This is a genomic window from Comamonas sp. GB3 AK4-5 (assembly GCF_041320665.1).
Lineage (GTDB): Bacteria > Pseudomonadota > Gammaproteobacteria > Burkholderiales > Burkholderiaceae_C > Comamonas.
On sequence record NZ_CP166730.1, the window covers coordinates 544142 to 560049 of the forward strand.

The 15908-nt window shown below is 63.8% G+C and carries 12 protein-coding genes; 6 read left to right on the forward strand and 6 right to left on the reverse strand.

What is annotated here, in order from left to right; genetic code table 11:
- Positions 1-13: 13 nt before the first annotated feature.
- The 4 genes from fliI to fliF are packed head-to-tail and all read right to left on the reverse strand — an operon-like array spanning position 14 to position 4993.
- The gene (gene fliI, locus ACA027_RS02430; RefSeq protein WP_370680823.1) at positions 14-1420 is read right to left on the reverse strand and encodes a flagellar protein export ATPase FliI; all 1407 of its coding nucleotides are present in this window, start codon (positions 1418-1420) and stop codon (positions 14-16) included.
- The gene (locus tag ACA027_RS02435) at positions 1410-2243 is read right to left on the reverse strand and encodes a FliH/SctL family protein (RefSeq protein ID WP_370680824.1); all 834 of its coding nucleotides are present in this window, start codon (positions 2241-2243) and stop codon (positions 1410-1412) included. The genes fliI and ACA027_RS02435 overlap by 11 nt, the downstream gene beginning before the upstream one ends.
- A 10-nt stretch (positions 2244-2253) precedes the next feature.
- A complete protein-coding gene (gene fliG / locus ACA027_RS02440; RefSeq protein ID WP_370680825.1) occupies positions 2254-3249 on the reverse strand; it encodes a flagellar motor switch protein FliG in 996 nt (331 codons plus the stop codon).
- A 40-nt stretch (positions 3250-3289) separates the two neighbouring features.
- Complete coding sequence (fliF, locus tag ACA027_RS02445) at positions 3290-4993, reverse strand: flagellar basal-body MS-ring/collar protein FliF (protein ID WP_370680826.1); 1704 nt, start codon at positions 4991-4993, stop codon at positions 3290-3292.
- A gap of 183 nt (positions 4994-5176) precedes the next feature.
- Here fliF and fliE point away from each other — a divergent pair, with 183 nt between their 5' ends.
- Positions 5177-5497 carry a flagellar hook-basal body complex protein FliE gene (gene fliE / locus ACA027_RS02450; RefSeq protein WP_370680827.1) on the forward strand — a complete coding sequence of 107 codons (321 nt, stop codon included), beginning with the start codon at positions 5177-5179 and terminating at the stop codon, positions 5495-5497.
- 556 nt (positions 5498-6053) lie between these two features.
- Here fliE and ACA027_RS02455 read toward each other — a convergent pair.
- Both ACA027_RS02455 and ACA027_RS02460 read right to left on the reverse strand, forming a co-directional pair.
- Positions 6054-8204: a pseudouridine synthase gene (locus ACA027_RS02455; protein ID WP_370680828.1), complete on the reverse strand. Its 2151-nt coding sequence runs from the start codon at positions 8202-8204 to the stop codon at positions 6054-6056.
- A 7-nt stretch (positions 8205-8211) separates the two neighbouring features.
- The gene (locus ACA027_RS02460; RefSeq protein ID WP_370680829.1) at positions 8212-9006 is read right to left on the reverse strand and encodes a Crp/Fnr family transcriptional regulator; all 795 of its coding nucleotides are present in this window, start codon (positions 9004-9006) and stop codon (positions 8212-8214) included.
- Positions 9007-9368: 362 nt separating this feature from the next.
- On the opposite strand from ACA027_RS02460, the gene ACA027_RS02465 reads away from it, so the two are divergent.
- The 5 genes from ACA027_RS02465 to ACA027_RS02485 all read left to right on the forward strand — a co-directional run bounded on the left by ACA027_RS02465 (position 9369) and on the right by ACA027_RS02485 (position 15877).
- On the forward strand, positions 9369-11300 hold the full coding sequence (locus tag ACA027_RS02465) for a long-chain fatty acid--CoA ligase (RefSeq protein ID WP_370680830.1): 1932 nt from the start codon (positions 9369-9371) through the stop codon (positions 11298-11300).
- A 20-nt stretch (positions 11301-11320) separates the two neighbouring features.
- Complete coding sequence (locus ACA027_RS02470; protein ID WP_370680831.1) at positions 11321-12106, forward strand: ABC transporter ATP-binding protein; 786 nt, start codon at positions 11321-11323, stop codon at positions 12104-12106.
- Positions 12107-12310: 204 nt separating this feature from the next.
- The gene (locus ACA027_RS02475) at positions 12311-13240 is read left to right on the forward strand and encodes a branched-chain amino acid ABC transporter permease (RefSeq protein ID WP_370680832.1); all 930 of its coding nucleotides are present in this window, start codon (positions 12311-12313) and stop codon (positions 13238-13240) included.
- A gap of 136 nt (positions 13241-13376) precedes the next feature.
- Positions 13377-14453 (forward strand): branched-chain amino acid ABC transporter permease, encoded by a 1077-nt coding sequence (locus ACA027_RS02480; protein WP_370680833.1) that lies wholly within the window; start codon positions 13377-13379, stop codon positions 14451-14453.
- A gap of 107 nt (positions 14454-14560) precedes the next feature.
- On the forward strand, positions 14561-15877 hold the full coding sequence (locus ACA027_RS02485; RefSeq protein WP_370680834.1) for an ABC transporter substrate-binding protein: 1317 nt from the start codon (positions 14561-14563) through the stop codon (positions 15875-15877).
- Positions 15878-15908 lie beyond the last annotated feature (31 nt).

Below are 15908 nucleotides of genomic sequence, written 5' to 3' on the forward strand. Positions count from 1 at the left end.
TTTACTTGTCCGCTCAGGCCTGCTCCAGTACCGCCGCCATGTCCACCAGGCTTGACTCCATGGGCGCAGCATCAAACATGGACTGCTGCAGGAAATTCACCATCGCGGGCTGCAGGCGGATGGCCTCGTCCACTGCTGGATCCGAGCCACTCGCATAAGCCCCTACTTGTATCAAATCCCTACTCTTTTGATAGCAGGAATAGACGGCCCTAAACCGCCTAGCTAGGTCGAAATGCTCTCGGGGCACCACGTTGTGCATCACCCGGGAGGCAGATTGCTCAATGTCGATGGCGGGGTAATGTCCCTGCTCGGCCAGTGCACGCGAGAGCACAAAGTGGCCATCCAAAATGGCGCGCGAGGCATCGGCAATCGGGTCCTGCTGGTCATCTCCTTCGGACAGCACGGTGTAGAAAGCCGTGATGGAGCCCACGCCATGCAGGCCGTTGCCACTGCGCTCGACCAGGGCCGGCAACTTGGCAAAGCAGGAAGGTGGATAGCCCTTGGTGGCCGGTGGTTCCCCAATGGCCAGTGCAATCTCGCGCTGTGCCTGGGCATAGCGGGTGAGCGAATCCATCAGCAGCAGCACATGCTTGCCCTGGTCGCGAAAATATTCGGCAATCGCCGTGGCATAGCTGGCGCCCTGCATGCGCAGCAGCGGCGGCGCATCGGCCGGGGCGGCCACCACCACGGCGCGCGATCGATCCTGGGCGCCCAGAATGTCTTCCACGAATTCCTTGACTTCGCGGCCGCGCTCACCAATCAGGCCCACCACGATGATGTCGGCCTGCGTGAAGCGCGCCATCATGCCCAGCAGCACCGATTTGCCCACGCCCGAGCCGGCAAACAGACCCAGACGCTGACCGCGCCCCACCGTCAACAGTGCGTTGATGGCGCGCACACCGGTATCCAGGCTTTCGCGCACCGGCGAACGCTCCATGGCGTTGATGGGTTCGCGGTCCAGTGGCTGGGCCTGCACATTCGACAACGGGCCCGCATGGTCCAGCGGCGTACCCTGCGAATCCACCACCCGGCCCAGCAGGCCATCGCCCATGGGCAGGCGCAGCAGACCCGTGGCAAGCGAGGGCACCTCGGTGTCCCCCAATCGCAGCGGAGATACATAGGGCTCGGCCGGCGTCACCGTGGCACCGCAGGACAGGCCCTGGATATCGCCTGCCGGCATCAGAAAGGCACGTTCACCGGCAAAGCCCACCACCTCGGCCAGCACGGGCTCCTGGCCCGGCATCTGCAAATGACATTGCGAGCCCACCGGCACGCGCAGGCCCGAGGCCTCCAGCACCAGGCCCGTCAATCGGGTCAGCGTGCCATGGCTGTGCAAGGGCAGAGGCTGGTTGACCCGCGCCCGCGCCAGCTCCAGCATCTGCTGCAGCTGCTCCGGCACGGTCTGTGTTTCATTGGCCATGCGGCGCTCCGTCATACCAGGTCGACACCAGGCCCAGGGCCGCCACGGCACGCTGCCAGCGTCGTTCCAGACTTCCATCGACCTGCGCACCCGCGCTCTCCACCTTGCAGTCGCCCGGGGCCACACTGGCATCCACCAGCCACTCGATCTTGGGTTGCGGGAACTCGGCCTTCAAGGTGGTCTGCAGCTGCGCCCAGTCCTGGGGGTTGAGGCGCACCGTGGCCGGCTTGGATTCCGCCGACATCATGTCCAGGGCCTCGCGCACCACAGGCAGCAGCGCCTGGGGGTTGCTGCGCAGCTCCTGGCGCACCACCTGGCGGGCGATATCGCAGGCCAGTTGCAGCACATCGGGGGCCATGCGCTGCTGCATGTTCTGCACCTCGCGCTGTGCAGACTGCAACACGCCTTGCAGCTGCTGTGCAATCTGCTGGCCTTGCTGCGCCTGGTAGTCCTGCAGCTTCTGCTGCCACTCGGCAGCCGCTTGTTGCTGGCCTTCCTGCTGTCCCTGGCTGTGACCCAGCTCCAGCCCCTGCTGATAGCCTGCTGCATGTGCGTCCTGGCGCGTCAGCTCCAAGCGTTCCAGCACCTCTTCTTCTGGCACCTGCACGACTTGCTCGTCGAGCGGCATCTCCATCTCGGGAGGCACAACGGGAGGCTGAGGCGCCAACAGGTCTTGTAGCGTGTCCAGCTCCGGCAGCAGGGCTGCGCCATTGCCGGAGCGGGAATGCTCCACGCTTTCGAAGCGCCATTGGCGCACGGCCTGACCGTCGATTTCCTCGCTGGGGATGAAGCGCGCGTAATGGTTGGTGGTGCGTGTTGTCATGCCCATTTCCTCAGACGAAGCTGTCTTCCGCACCGCTGCCCAGACTGATCTGGTTCTCGTCGGCCAGACGACGCACCACCTTCAGGATTTCCTTCTGCTGCGCTTCCACTTCCGACAGGCGCATGGGGCCACGCGACTCCAGATCCTCGCGCAGCGCTGCGGCCGCACGCATGGACATATTGGCCAGAATCTTGTCGCGCACTTCCATGGAGCCGCCCTTGAGGGAGACGATCAGCGTCTCGGACGGCACCTCGCGCAGCACCAGCTGCAGCGAACGGTCGTCCAGCTTGACCAGGTCGTCGAACACGAACATCTTGTCCATGATCTTCTGCGCCAGGTCGGCGTCGTAGTTGCGGATGGTGTCCAGCACCGCCACATCGGCGTTGCCACCCAACTGGTTGATGATTTCCGCCGCCGTCTTGACCCCGCCCAGCGAGGTCTTGCGAATCTTGTCGCCGCCGGCCAGCACCTTGTAGAGCACCTCGTTGAGGTCCTTCAGGGCCGAAGGCTGAATGCCTTCCAGCGTGGCCACGCGCAGCATCACTTCGCTGCGCAGGCGCTCGGGCAGTTGCATCAGCACGGCCGCTGCCTGCTCGAATTCCAGGTGCACCAGAATGGCGGCCACGATTTGCGGGTGTTCGTTGCGCAGCAGCTCGGCCACCGACACCGGGTCCATCCACTTCAGGCTTTCGATGCCGGAGACATCGCCGCCTTGCAAGATGCGGTCCAGCAGCAGCGCCGCCTTGTCATCACCCAGGGCGCGCCGCAGCACCGACTTCACGTAGTCGCTGGCGTCTTCCACCAACAGGCTTTGCGCCGCGCAGTCGTCGGTGAAACGGGCAATCACGAAGTCCACTTTTTCACGCGACACGCCGCGCATGCGGGCGATGGTTTCGCCCAGCTTCTGCACTTCCTTGGGCGACAGGTGCTTGAACACCTCGGCCGCCTCTTCCTCGCCCAGGGACATCAACAAAATGGCGGCGTCATTCAGACCACGATCGTCCATAAAAATCTCTTTGTGTGTGGTGTGCAATCAAGGAGTCGGGTCAGGACGCCTCGCCATTGATCCAGGTCTTGACGATATTGGCCACGGCAATCGGGTTCTGCTTGGCCAGGGCACGTGCCTGCTCCAGGCGAACCTGCTCTTGCGAGGGCTGGCCCGGCTCCAGCGGAGCCGCCAATGCGGGACGCTCCAGCTCGTCGGCAGCCACCAGGTCCACGGCCGTGGCTTCTTGCTTCTTCTGCTTGCGACGGCGCAGCAGCATGCCCAGCAGCAGCACGGCAGCAGCCACGCCCAGGCCCACGGGCCAGGCCAGGGTCTTGGCCAGCTCGATGGTTTCAGGCTGGCGCCACAGCGGCAGGTCCACATGCTGCACCTTCTCCACCAGGAAGGGGGTGTTCATCAGGTTCACCGAGTCACCACGCTCGCTGTTAAAGCCAATGGTTTCGCGCACCAGGGCCAGCATCTGGGCCTGCTGCTCGGCCGGCAGCGCCTTGGGCGCGGCAGCCTCTTCACCGGCCACTGCGGCCACCGGCAGATAGTTCACCACCACGGCCGCGGTCAGGCGCTTGACGCCACCGGTGCTGTTGCGGGTCACGCGCACGGTCTTGTCCACCTCGTAATTGGTCACCGACTCACGCTTGCTGCCGGGAATGGCCATGAAATCCGCCTTCTGCGGGCCATTCGCGGCCTGCAGCACAGGGGCCGCGTTGTTGTTGATCGGTGCCTGGTTGGGCTGTGGCGGCTGGTTGCTGGTGGCACCGGGCACACCCGTGGGCGGCTGGGGCTTTTGTTCGCCCGTGCTCTCCACTGTCTGCTGGCTGCGCACCGCGCTGGGCGCCTGACCCTGGTTGGGATTGTGTTGCTCAGTGGTGGATTCGGTCTGGGAGAAATCCAGCTCGGCCGTCACCTGGGCCTTGACATTGCCCTTGCCCACCACGGGCTCCAGAATGTCCAGAATGCGTTGGGTGTACTGCTTTTCCAGCTGCTGCTGGAACATCAGCTGCTGCAGATCCACAGCAGTGTCCTTGCCATCCGGCGACTGCGACAGCAGCTTGCCGCTGTCGTCCAGCACGCTCACGGCCGAGGGCAGCATCTCCGGCACGCTGGAGGACACCAGGTGCACGATGCCGGCAATCTGGGTGCGGTCCAGCACGCGGCCGGGGTAGAGGGTCAGCAACACCGAGGCCGTGGGCTTTTGCTGCTCACGGAAAAAACCGTTCTGGTTGGGCAGGGCCAGGTGCACGCGGGCACCTTGCACCGCCGACAGGCCTTGGATGGAGCGCGTCAGCTCGCCTTCCAGCGCGCGCTGGTAGTTCACCCGCTCCTGAAACTGGGTGATGCCGAATTTGCTGCCTTCCATGATCTCGAAGCCCGAGACCGATCCCTTGGGCAGGCCTTGCGTGGCCAGCTTCAGGCGCACGTCATGCACGCGGTCACCCGGAATCATGATGGCGCCGCCGCCTTCGGTGTACTTATAAGGCACGTTCATGCCCGTCAACTGGGCCACGATGGCACCGCCATCCTTGTCGCTGAGGTTGGAAAACAGCACGCGGTAGTCAGGCTGGCGGCTGTAGAAGAAAGCGGCTGCCAGACCGGCCACCACCAGCGCCGCCACGATCCCCCAGCGCAGGCGTTGGCCACGGTCCATGCCGTTCAGGCGCTGCTGCCACTGTGCGGGCATGGCAGATGCCTGGGTGACTGCGGGCGGTGAATTCTCGGCAACAGGGACTTGTGCGACAGCTGACATGGGATCTTCCAAAACAGAAAGAGTGGGCCCGACACGGAGCCCAACGTGTTGCCGATTATTCAAATTCCTGCCATCTACGTTCGCCCAATAAGGCGCGGCTTTTCCGCTTTATTCCCCCAGCTGCGCCAGCCCGGTCGCACTTACGATTGCTCACATTACTCCAGCTACGACCAGGAATACACCATGGACCTCCGTCTCAACAGCGCGACCTCTCCCGTCTCTGCCGGCGCCGATCTGGCCAGCAAGCTGACCCGCCCGCTGCAAAAGGCCGAGGCCCAGGGCCACGGCTTCAGCGCCGAGCTGGAAAGCGCTCTGCGCTCGGTCAGCGCAGCGCAAAACCATTCTTCGCACATGCAAAAAGAAGTGCAGCTGGAAAACCCGGCCGTCAGCCTGGAAGAAACCATGGTGGCCATGCAAAAGGCGCAGATCGGTTTCCAGGCTTCGCTGCATGTGCGCAACCGCTTGGTCCAGGCCTATAGCGACATCATGGGAATGCAAGTCTGACCTCCCCCTGAGCCGCTGCGCGGCTTCCCCCTCAGGGGGACGACAGCCTCGCTGCGGGGCGGCCCTTGCTCGCTGTCTGCTGGTGTGAAGCGCGCCAGTTTTACAGGCTTCTGCATCAAACTAGGTCTTCGCCTGTGCACAGCGTGCCCTGGAGACAACAGCCTCGCTGTCTGTGAGGCCTGGACTGCGCCGGTTTTAGGCGACTGGGTCAAGCCCATCTTTTGATGCAGATACAAAGTCTCCATGGGCACGACATGCCTGTTCTTGAGGAACTGCCTGCATAGACCGCATCTACTCAGAAAAATAAAAAAGGAGCGCTTGATGCGCTCCTTTTCTTGTTTGCAGAACAGTAGGGTCCACAGTCCCGGACCAATGCCGGCCGGAGCGGGCGGCTGCCATTGCGCAACCACTCCACCTCAGCCCACAACGCCCAGACGGTGCTTCTGGCGCGGCGCGGGCCCGCAGACAGTATGGGCATACGGCCAGGGCACGCAACAAAGCATCAAGCACCGTATGGGCGCCTCATCACGAGGCGCCACATCCAGCAGATTGAGACTTAAAACTGCTCGTCGGCGCCCAGATAGCGCCATTGGCCCACGGGCAGATTGCCCAGCACCACCTTGCCGATACGGATGCGCTTGAGGCCCACCACATACAGGCCCACCTGTTCGCACATGCGGCGAATCTGGCGCTTCTTGCCCTCGGTCAGCACAAAGCGCAGCTGCTCGGGGTTTTGCCAGTCCACCTGGGCGGGTTGCAGCGGCTCGCCATCCAGCTCCAGGCCATGGCGCAGGCGTGCCAGCTGCTCGGCCGGGAAGACGGACTGGATGTCCACTTCACGGCCTTCATAGGTCACGCGCACCAGGTACTCCTTGTCCATGGTGGAGTCCTCGCCAATGATCTGGCGGGCCACACGGCCGTCCTGGGTCAGCACCAGCAAGCCCACGGAGTCGATGTCCAGGCGACCACAAGGTGCCAGGCCCTTGAGCTGGCTGAAGTTGAAGTGGGTCTTGCTGGTGTCGTGGTTCCAGCGCGACTGTGGGTTGATCAGCACCACGGCGGGCTCGTGACCGTCTTCGGCCTGGCCGCTGACATAGCCCATGGGCTTGTGGATCAGGATGGTGACCTGCTGCTCCTGGCGGTCCTGGGCGGCACGGTCGATCTCGATGCGGTCGCTGGCCACCACCATCTGACCCATCACGGCCACGGCACCATTGACCTTGACCCAGCCGTTTTCCACCCACTCATCGGCCTCGCGGCGCGAGCACATGCCCAGCTCGGCCATGCGCTTGTTGATGCGGGACTCACCGGGGCGCGCGTCAGCACGGGGTTCCTCGGGCTCGGGGCGGATGATCTTCACCGGTGCCGCCTTGCCGCCCAGCCCTTCGGGTGCGCGGTAGGTGCGGATGCCGCCGTAAGAGCGCTCTTCACCGGGCTTGGGGCCAGCACGGCGCTCGGCACGGAAGTCCTCGCGGCTGCGGTTGTCCTGGCGTGGCGCGCGGTCGTCGCCATAGGGGCGGCGTTCGCTGCGCTCACCGTCACGCGGTGCGTAAGGGCGGCTAGGGCGATCCGAACGCTCGAAGCGGTCACCACCGCGATCGCCACCAAGGTCTGCACGGGGGGCAAAGCCTTGGCGGTCACCACGCGGGCCATCGCCACGGTCATCGCGGCGGGGCTGGTAGGGGCGATCCGCACGGCCAAAGCCGCCTTCGCTGCGCTGCTCACGATCGCGGCCTGCGCCTTGACCGTCACGCGGGGCGTAAGGACGGCTGGGGCGATCCGAACGCTCGAAACGGTCACCGCCGCGATCGCCTCGGTCTGCGCGAGGGGCAAAGCCTTCGCGATCACCACGGAAACCGTCGCCGCGCGGGCCATCGCCACGGTCATCGCGGCGGGGCTGGTAGGGGCGATCCGGGCGGCCAAAGCCGCCTTCGTTGCGCTGCTCACGATCGCGGCCACCGCCTTGGCCATCACGCAAGGCATAAGGACGGCTGGGGCGGTCCGAACGCTCGAAACGGTCACCGCCGCGATCGCCTCGGTCTGCACGGGGTGCAAAGCCCTCACGCTCGCCACGGAAACTGTCGCCGCGCGGGCCATCACCGCGGTCGTCGCGGCGGGGCTGGTAGGGGCGGTCCGGGGGGCCAAAGCCGCCTTCATTGCGCGGGTCGCGGCCTGCGCCGCCTTGGCCGTCACGCGGTGTGTAAGGACGGCTGGGGCGGTCCGAGCGCTCAAAACGCTCACCGCCGCGGTCGCCTCGGTCTGCACGGGGTGCAAAACCTTCGCGATCACCACGGAAACCGTCGCCGCGCGGGCCATCACCACGGTCATCGCGGCGGGGCTGGTAGGGGCGATCCGGGCGGCCAAAGCCGCCTTCGTTGCGCTGGTCGCGGCCTGCGCCGCCTTGGCCGTCACGCGGCGCATAGGGGCGGCTGGGACGGCCTTCACGCTCAAAGCGCTCGTTGCGATCGCCACGGTCGGCGCGGGGCGCATAGCCCTCGCGGTCGCCACGGCTGTCATCCCGGCGGGGACGGTCGTCGCGACGGCCAGCGCCAGCGCGGGGCGCACCGGAGTCTTTGCCGCCGGCACGGGGGCCGGGCTTGCGGGCTGCGGGCGCCGCGGCAGGCGCGGCGGCAGGGGCTTTCACGCGCAGCGTGGCCCGGGATGCGGAATGGTCCGCATCGTTGGATTTGGGTGGTGTCGAGGACATGGGGGCGCTATTGTCGCGCCACTGCGGATTCCCCACCGCTCACCTGGCTCTTGTGCACCTTGTCGATGCGGGTCTTTGTGAGGGCACGGTCCGGTTCAAACACCCGGTTGCGCAGTGCTGTCAGGTCCAGCACACGCAGGCCGCCGTACTCCACCTGGATCACGCCTTCGGCCTCCAGCGCGGCCAGGGCCTCGTTGACGCGCTGGCGCGACAGGCCCACCAGATAGGCCAGTTCCTGCTGGGTGATGCGCAACACCAGCCCCACGCCGGGGTAGAGCACGGGATTGAACAAGGCCGCCAGGCTGCGGGCTACGCGCACCTCGGGGTTGTTGAGGCGGTCAATCTCGCGTGCGGCGATGAACTGGCCCAGGCGCTCGTTGAGCTGGTTCATGACAAAGCGGTTGAAACCGATGGAGTGGTCCAGCAACCAGTGAAACGTATCCACCGGCAGGCCAGCCACCACGCTTTTGCGCAGGGCCTGGATGTTGTAGCGGTAGGTTTCGCGCTTGAGCACCGTGCCCTCGCCGAACCAGCCCCCGGGGGGAACGCCGGTGAACGTCATGGTCAGGCCCTGGGCGTTGTCGGCGCTCATCTTGAGCAGCCCCTCGGTCAAACCCATCCAGTAGGTGACGGCGCGGCCCATGGTGCAGATCAGCTCGCCGGTCTCGACCTCGACCACCTGCAGATCGACCACGGCCCGCTCGCGCTCGGCGGGCTGGAGCAGGCGCAGCCAGGGGATTCCATCCAGCTCATGGGGCGTGGGACTGCGGCGGCGTTGGTGAAGAGGCGGTGACGAAGACATAGTGCCTGAGCATGGCCTGTTCTGCACCCTCACAAACATTGGGTTTTCCCCCAGGCTTGTATGCAAATTTTGCTTCGCCGCAAGCAGACAACACCACAAACCGACGGCCGGTAGTCTGCAAAAACCTGGCCTGCACTGCGCAACGTGAACGCCACCCACTGATTTGGCGCAAGGGCCGGGTGGCGATTTCCGCCATCGTCCGACAAGTCGAGCGCGTTTTCCCGATCAGGAGTTTCCCCCGGAAAGTCGTCGCAAAGACAACCAGACGTCAAATCGATTCCTACTATCACGGCAATACCCCGCTGGTGTCGGACCTTGATCCGGCGCCATGGCCAGCAACCAGCATCCTGTGAGGAACCGGAATGAGCAGCACATTCCCGCATCTGCTTCTGAAGCACGCCGCCGAACGCCCCCAGGCGCCCGCGCTGCGTGAAAAGGAGTACGGCATATGGCAAACCTGGACCTGGGAGGAAGTCGCTCGCGATGTGCGCGCCTTCGCCTGCGGCCTGGCCGACCTGGGCCTGAGCAAGGGCCAGAACCTGGCCTTCATCAGCGACAACCGGCCCCATCTGTATATGGGCTTTGTGGCCGTGCAGAGCCTGGGCGCCGTGCCCATTCCGCTCTACCAGGATGCCGTGGCCCAGGAAATGACTTTCGTCATGCAGGATGCCGACATCGCATTCGCCTTTGCCGAAAACCAAGAGCAGGTGGACAAGCTGCTGGAAGTGCGCGAGACCGTGCCCAGCATTCGCCACATCATCTATGACGACCCACGCGGCCTGCGCAAATACGACCAGCCCGGCCTGATCAGCGTGGAACAGCTCAAGGAGCGTGGCCGCGCCTGGGACCAGGCCCATCCCGGCGCCTGGGATACCTTGGTTCAGCAGGTCAAGACCAGCGATGTCTCCGTCATCCTCTACACCTCGGGCACCACCGGCAAGCCCAAGGGCGTCTGCCAGACGCACAGCAGCTTTGTGGGCTCGGCCCAGGGCGCCGTGGAAGTGGACAACCTGACGCCGTCGGACAACGTCATCTCCTATCTGCCACCGGCCTGGGTGGGCGATCATTTGTTCTCGCTGGCGCAATGGATGGTGGCCGGCTTCACCATCAACTGCCCCGAGTCAGCAGCCACGGTCAACATCGACCTGCGCGAGATTGGCCCCAGCTATTACTTTGCCCCGCCGCGCGTGTTTGAAGGCATGCTGACCTCGGTCTCCATCCGCATGGAAGACGCCGCACCCGCCAAGCGCTGGCTGTATGCCCAATGCATGCAGCTGGCCAAGCGCGTGGGCGCCGACATCCTGGATGGCAAGCCCGTGGGCGCGCTGGACCGCATCAAATACAAGCTGGGCGACCTGCTGATCTACGGACCGCTGCGCAATGTGATGGGGCTGTCGCGCATCCGCGTGGCCTATACGGCGGGCGCCGCCATCGGCCCGGACCTGTTTCGGTTTTTCCGCTCCATCGGCATCAACCTCAAGCAGCTCTATGGCCAGACCGAAACCTGCGCCTATGTCTGCATCCAGAAAAACGGCCAGGTCAAGCTCAACACCGTGGGCCAGGCCGCGCCCGGCATCGAGCTGAAGATTGCCGACAACGGCGAGGTACTGGTCAAGGGCGTGTCGGTGCTCAAGGAGTACTACAAGCGCCCCGACGCCACGGCCGAAGTCATTGACGAAAACGGCTATTTCCACACCGGTGACGCCGGCGTGCTGGACGCCGACGGCCACCTGCGCATCATCGACCGCGCCAAGGACGTGGGCAAGACCAACACCGGCGCCATGTTTGCGCCCAACTACATCGAGAACAAGCTCAAGTTCTTCCCCCACATCAAGGAAGCCGTGTGCTTTGGCAATGGCCGCGACCAGGTCTGCGCCTTCATCAATATCGACTACGAAGCCGTGGGCAACTGGGCCGAGCGCCAGAACATTCCCTATGGCGGCTATGTGGACCTGGCCTCCAAGGCCAAGGTGCTGGAGCTGGTGGCCGAGTGCATAGGCGAGGTCAACGCCGACCTGGCCTCCGAAGCCGGCATGGCCGACACCCAGGTGGCACGCTTTTTGGTGCTGCACAAGGAGCTGGACCCCGATGACGACGAGCTGACCCGCACCCGCAAGGTGCGCCGCAACTTCATCGCCGACAAGTACGGCGTGCTGGTGGACGCGCTCTATGATGGCCGCACCGCGCAGTTCATCGAGACCCAGGTCAAGTTTGAAGACGGGCGCACCGGCTCTGTCAGCGCCACGCTCCAGATTCTGGACGCCAAGATCCACCCGGCCACCCTTGCCGCCTGACCGCAAAAAGACCAGCAGCCATGACAGACAAGAACATCGGCGATGTCATCTTGGACATCCAGAACATCAGCCTGCGCTTCGGCGGGGTGAAGGCCTTGACCGACATCTCGTTCAATGTGCGCGAGCATGAGATCCGCTCCATCATCGGCCCCAATGGCGCCGGCAAGAGCTCCATGCTCAACTGCATCAACGGGGTCTACACACCGTCCGAAGGCTCCATCACCTTCCGTGGTCAGAAGTTCGACCACATGAACAGCCGCCAGGTGGCCGAGATGGGCGTGGCCCGTACCTTCCAGAACCTGGCGCTGTTCAAGGGCATGAGCGTGATCGACAACATCATGACCGGCCGCAACCTGAAGATCAAAAGCAATATTTTGATGCAGGCCCTGCGCATAGGCCCGGCGGAAAAAGAAGAGATCGCCCACCGCGAATTTGTCGAGCACATCATCGACTTCCTCGAAATCCAGGCCTATCGCAAGACCCCCGTGGGCCAGCTGCCCTACGGCCTGCAAAAACGCGTGGACCTGGGCCGCGCACTGGCCATGGAGCCGCAGGTGCTGCTACTGGATGAACCCATGGCCGGCATGAACGTGGAAGAGAAGCAGGACATGTGCCGCTTCATCCTAGACGTGAACGACGAATTCGGCACCACCATCGTGCTGATCGAGCACGACATGGGCGTGGTGATGGACATCAGCGACCGCGTGGTGGTGCTGGATTACGGCAAGAAGATTGGCGACGGCGCGCCCGACGAGGTGCGCAACAACGAAGACGTGATCCGTGCCTATCTCGGCACGAGTCATTGAGATGGGACACCCCCTGAGTCGCCTGCGGCACCTTCCCCTGAAATTGGGAAACAGGGAGACGAAATCCTCGCTGAGGGGTGACGCGGCGGGGCGGCCCTTGCTCGCTGTCTCTGAGCTGGGCTGTGCCAGTTTTATGCGCTGCGCCCCAGGCTTTACTTCTCGCGCCTTTGCTTGCGGCAACCGAATCTGAATGAGAGCAAATCTATGGCCTTCTTTCTCGAAACCCTGTTTGGCGGCCTGATGGCCGGCATGCTCTACGCCCTGGTGGCGCTGGGCTTTGTGCTGATCTTCAAGGCCTCTGGCGTCTTTAACTTTGCCCAGGGCGCCATGGTGCTGTTTGCAGCCCTGGCCATGGCACGTTTTGCGGAATGGATTCCGCAGTGGACCGGCATCGAAAGCAAGCTGCTGGCGAATACGGCGGCCTTTGTCATCGCCGCCGCCATCATGTTTGTCTGCGCCTGGGTCATTGAGCGTCTGGTGCTGCGCCACCTGGTGAACCAGGATGCAGCCACGCTGCTGATGGCCACCCTGGGCATCACCTACTTCATGGAAGGTGTGGGCCAGACCCTGTTCGGCAGCGAGATCTACAAGATCGACATCGGCATGCCCAAGGACCCCGTGTTCCTGCTGGATTCGGTGTTCGACGGCGGCGTGATGGTCAACCAGGAAGACGTGATCGCTGCCGTGATCGCCGCCTGCCTGGTGGCCGCCCTGTCCCTGTTCTTCCAGAAAACCAGCACCGGCCGCGCCCTGCGCGCCGTGGCCGATGACCACCAGGCCGCCCAGTCCATCGGCATTCCGCTGAACCGCATCTGGGTCATCGTCTGGTGCGTGGCCGGCATCGTGGCCCTGGTGGCCGGGATGATCTGGGGCTCCAAGCTGGGCGTGCAGTTCACGCTCACCACCGTCGCACTGCGTGCCCTGCCCGTGGTCATTCTGGGCGGTCTGACTTCGGTGCCCGGCGCCATCATCGGCGGCCTGATCATCGGCGTGGGCGAGAAGCTCTCCGAGGTCTACCTGGGCCCCTATGTGGGCGGTGGCATCGAGATCTGGTTCGCCTATGTGCTGGCCCTGGTGTTCCTGCTGTTCAGACCGCAAGGTCTGTTTGGTGAAAAGATCATCGATCGTGTGTGAAACAAGCGATCACCCCGGAGGGGTCTTTGCGCACAGCGCAAAGGATGATCTTCCAGCAAGGCGTGCGCTGCACGCCGCCGCTAAAAGATCAGTGCAAACCGTGATCTTCCAGCAAGAAAAAAATTAGGAGAGAGACATGTTCTATCGTGAAAACGGTCAGTTCAAAACCAGCTACCGTGCGGACCAGCAGATCTTCACCATCCGCCAGGACAAGGTCGCCATTCTGGCGCTGATTCTTGCGGCCTTTCTGGTGGTGCCCATGTTCGCCACCGACTACTTCTACCTGGCGATCCTGACCCCGCTGGTCATCATGTCGCTGGCCGCCCTGGGCGTGAATATTTTGGTGGGCTATTGCGGCCAGATCTCACTGGGCTCGGGCGCCTTCATGGCTGTGGGTGCCTACGGTGCCTACAACTTCGTGGTGCGCATGCCCGGCATGCCCCTGATTCCGGCACTGATTCTGGGCGGTCTGTGCGCCACCTTCTTCGGCATCTTGTTCGGCCTGCCCAGCCTGCGCGTCAAGGGCCTGTACCTGGCCGTGGCCACGCTGGCGGCGCAGTTCTTCAGCGACTGGATGTTCTTGCGCATCAAGTGGTTCACCAACGACTCGCCCTCGGGCTCGGTCTCGGTGAACAACCTGGAAGTCTTCGGCATGGCCATCCAGTCGGCACAGTCCAAATACCTGTTCTGCCTGGCCGTGCTGGTGGTGCTGGCCCTGCTGGCCAAGAACCTGGTGCGCGGCGCCATCGGCCGCGAGTGGATGGCCATCCGCGATATGGACGTGGCGGCCAGCGTGATCGGCATCCGCCCCATGTACGCCAAGCTCAGCGCGTTTGCGGTCAGCTCCTTCATCGTCGGCGTGGCCGGGGCACTGTGGGGCTTTGTGCACCTGGGTGCCTGGGAGCCTGCGGCCTTCTCGGTGGACATCTCGTTCAAGCTGCTGTTCATGGTCATCATCGGCGGCCTGGGCTCCATCATGGGCAGCTTCTTTGGCGCGGCCTTCATCGTGGTCCTGCCCATTGTGCTGAACCTGGTGCTGCCTGCCCTGGCTGGTCTGTTCGGCATGAGCATTTCCACGGCGGGCATCTCCCACGCCGAACTCATCATCTTCGGCGGCCTGATCGTGTGGTTCCTGATCGTGGAGCCCCACGGCATCGCCAAGCTGTGGTCCACCGGCAAGCAAAAGCTGCGTGTCTGGCCCTTCCCGCATTGACCCTTTATTGACCCCCATTGATCCCCTGTTGAGTTTGCAAGGTGTGCATGCGCGCAATGCGCGTTTTCGGTGACGTTGAAACCATTCCATAAGTGAGGAGACAAACCATGAAGTTCACCCGTCTGGCCCTGGCAACCGCCTTGGTTGCAGCAGGCGCAGGCTTTGCCACTACGGCATCGGCCCAAGCCAACGAGCAATTCTTCCCGCAGCTGACCTACCGCACGGGAGCCTATGCGGCCTATGGGATTCCATGGTCCAACGGCAAGGTCGACTACATCAAGCTCATCAATGCACGCGATGGCGGCATCAATGGCGTCAAGCTCACTTACGAGGAATGCGAAACCGCCTACGCCACCGACCGCGGCGTGGAATGCTATGAACGCCTCAAGACCCGCCCTGGTGTGGCTGTGGTCGAGCCTCTGGCCACCGGCATCACCTTTGCGCTGACCGAAAAAGCCCCGGTCGACAAGATCCCGCTGATGACCCAGGGCTACGGCCTGTCCATCTCCCAGGACGGCAATGCCTTCCAGTGGAACTTTCCCTTCCTCGGCAGCTACTGGACCGGCGCCGACATCCTGATCCAGCATCTGGGCAAGCAGGCCGGCGGCCTGGACAAGCTCAAGGGCAAGAAGATCGCCTATGTCTACCACGACAGCCCCTTTGGCAAGGACGCCATCCCCCTGCTGGAAAAACGCGCCAAGATGCATGGCTTTGACCTGCAGCTGATGCCGGTGACGGCACCCGGCGTGGAGCAAAAATCCACCTGGCTGCAGGTGCGCCAGAACCGGCCCGATTACCTGCTGCTGTGGGGCTGGGGCGTGATGAATGCCACCGCCCTCAAGGAGGCCCAGGCCACGGGCTTCCCGCGCGAGAAGATGTACAGCGTGTGGTGGGGCGGCACCGAGCCTGCCGTGCGTGATGTGGGCGATGGCGCCAAGGGCTTTAACGCGCTCTCGCTCTACGGCCATGGCACCTCGTCCAAGGTGATGCAAGACCTGCTGAAGCTGGTGCATGACGCCAAGCAAGGCACAGGCCCCAAGGACGAAGTGGGCACCGTGCTCTATGTGCACGGCGTCATCACCCAGATGCTGGCCATCGAGGCCGTGCGTGTCGCGCAAGAGAAGTTCGGCAAGGGCAAGGTCATGACCGGCGAGCAGGTGCGCTGGGGCATGGAAAACCTCAAGCTCGACGCCAAGCGCCTCAAGGAACTGGGCTTTGACGGCGTGATGCAGCCCATGTCCACCAGCTGCGCCAACCACATGGGCTCCAGCGCCGCCCGCGTCTACGCCTGGGATGGCAAGAACTGGCAGTACAGCTCCGACTGGTACCAGGCCGACGCCAAGGTGCTGGACCCGCTGGTCAAGGAGCATGGCGACAAGTATTTGGCGGACAAGAAGATTGCCCGCCGCACCGACTGCAAGTAAGCAGACTGCCATGGCTTGCGCGCACAGCGAG

What these genes read in the sequence shown, in the direction of transcription:
- fliI (WP_370680823.1), bottom strand. Translation starts at nt 1,420, where the DNA reads ATGGCCAATGAAACACAGACCGTGCCGGAGCAGCTGCAGCAGATGCTG.
- ACA027_RS02435 (WP_370680824.1), bottom strand. Translation starts at nt 2,243, where the DNA reads ATGACAACACGCACCACCAACCATTACGCGCGCTTCATCCCCAGCGAG.
- fliG (WP_370680825.1), bottom strand. Translation starts at nt 3,249, where the DNA reads ATGGACGATCGTGGTCTGAATGACGCCGCCATTTTGTTGATGTCCCTG.
- fliF (WP_370680826.1), bottom strand. Translation starts at nt 4,993, where the DNA reads ATGTCAGCTGTCGCACAAGTCCCTGTTGCCGAGAATTCACCGCCCGCA.
- fliE (WP_370680827.1), top strand. Translation starts at nt 5,177, where the DNA reads ATGGACCTCCGTCTCAACAGCGCGACCTCTCCCGTCTCTGCCGGCGCC.
- ACA027_RS02455 (WP_370680828.1), bottom strand. Translation starts at nt 8,204, where the DNA reads ATGTCCTCGACACCACCCAAATCCAACGATGCGGACCATTCCGCATCC.
- ACA027_RS02460 (WP_370680829.1), bottom strand. Translation starts at nt 9,006, where the DNA reads ATGTCTTCGTCACCGCCTCTTCACCAACGCCGCCGCAGTCCCACGCCC.
- ACA027_RS02465 (WP_370680830.1), top strand. Translation starts at nt 9,369, where the DNA reads ATGAGCAGCACATTCCCGCATCTGCTTCTGAAGCACGCCGCCGAACGC.
- ACA027_RS02470 (WP_370680831.1), top strand. Translation starts at nt 11,321, where the DNA reads ATGACAGACAAGAACATCGGCGATGTCATCTTGGACATCCAGAACATC.
- ACA027_RS02475 (WP_370680832.1), top strand. Translation starts at nt 12,311, where the DNA reads ATGGCCTTCTTTCTCGAAACCCTGTTTGGCGGCCTGATGGCCGGCATG.
- ACA027_RS02480 (WP_370680833.1), top strand. Translation starts at nt 13,377, where the DNA reads ATGTTCTATCGTGAAAACGGTCAGTTCAAAACCAGCTACCGTGCGGAC.
- ACA027_RS02485 (WP_370680834.1), top strand. Translation starts at nt 14,561, where the DNA reads ATGAAGTTCACCCGTCTGGCCCTGGCAACCGCCTTGGTTGCAGCAGGC.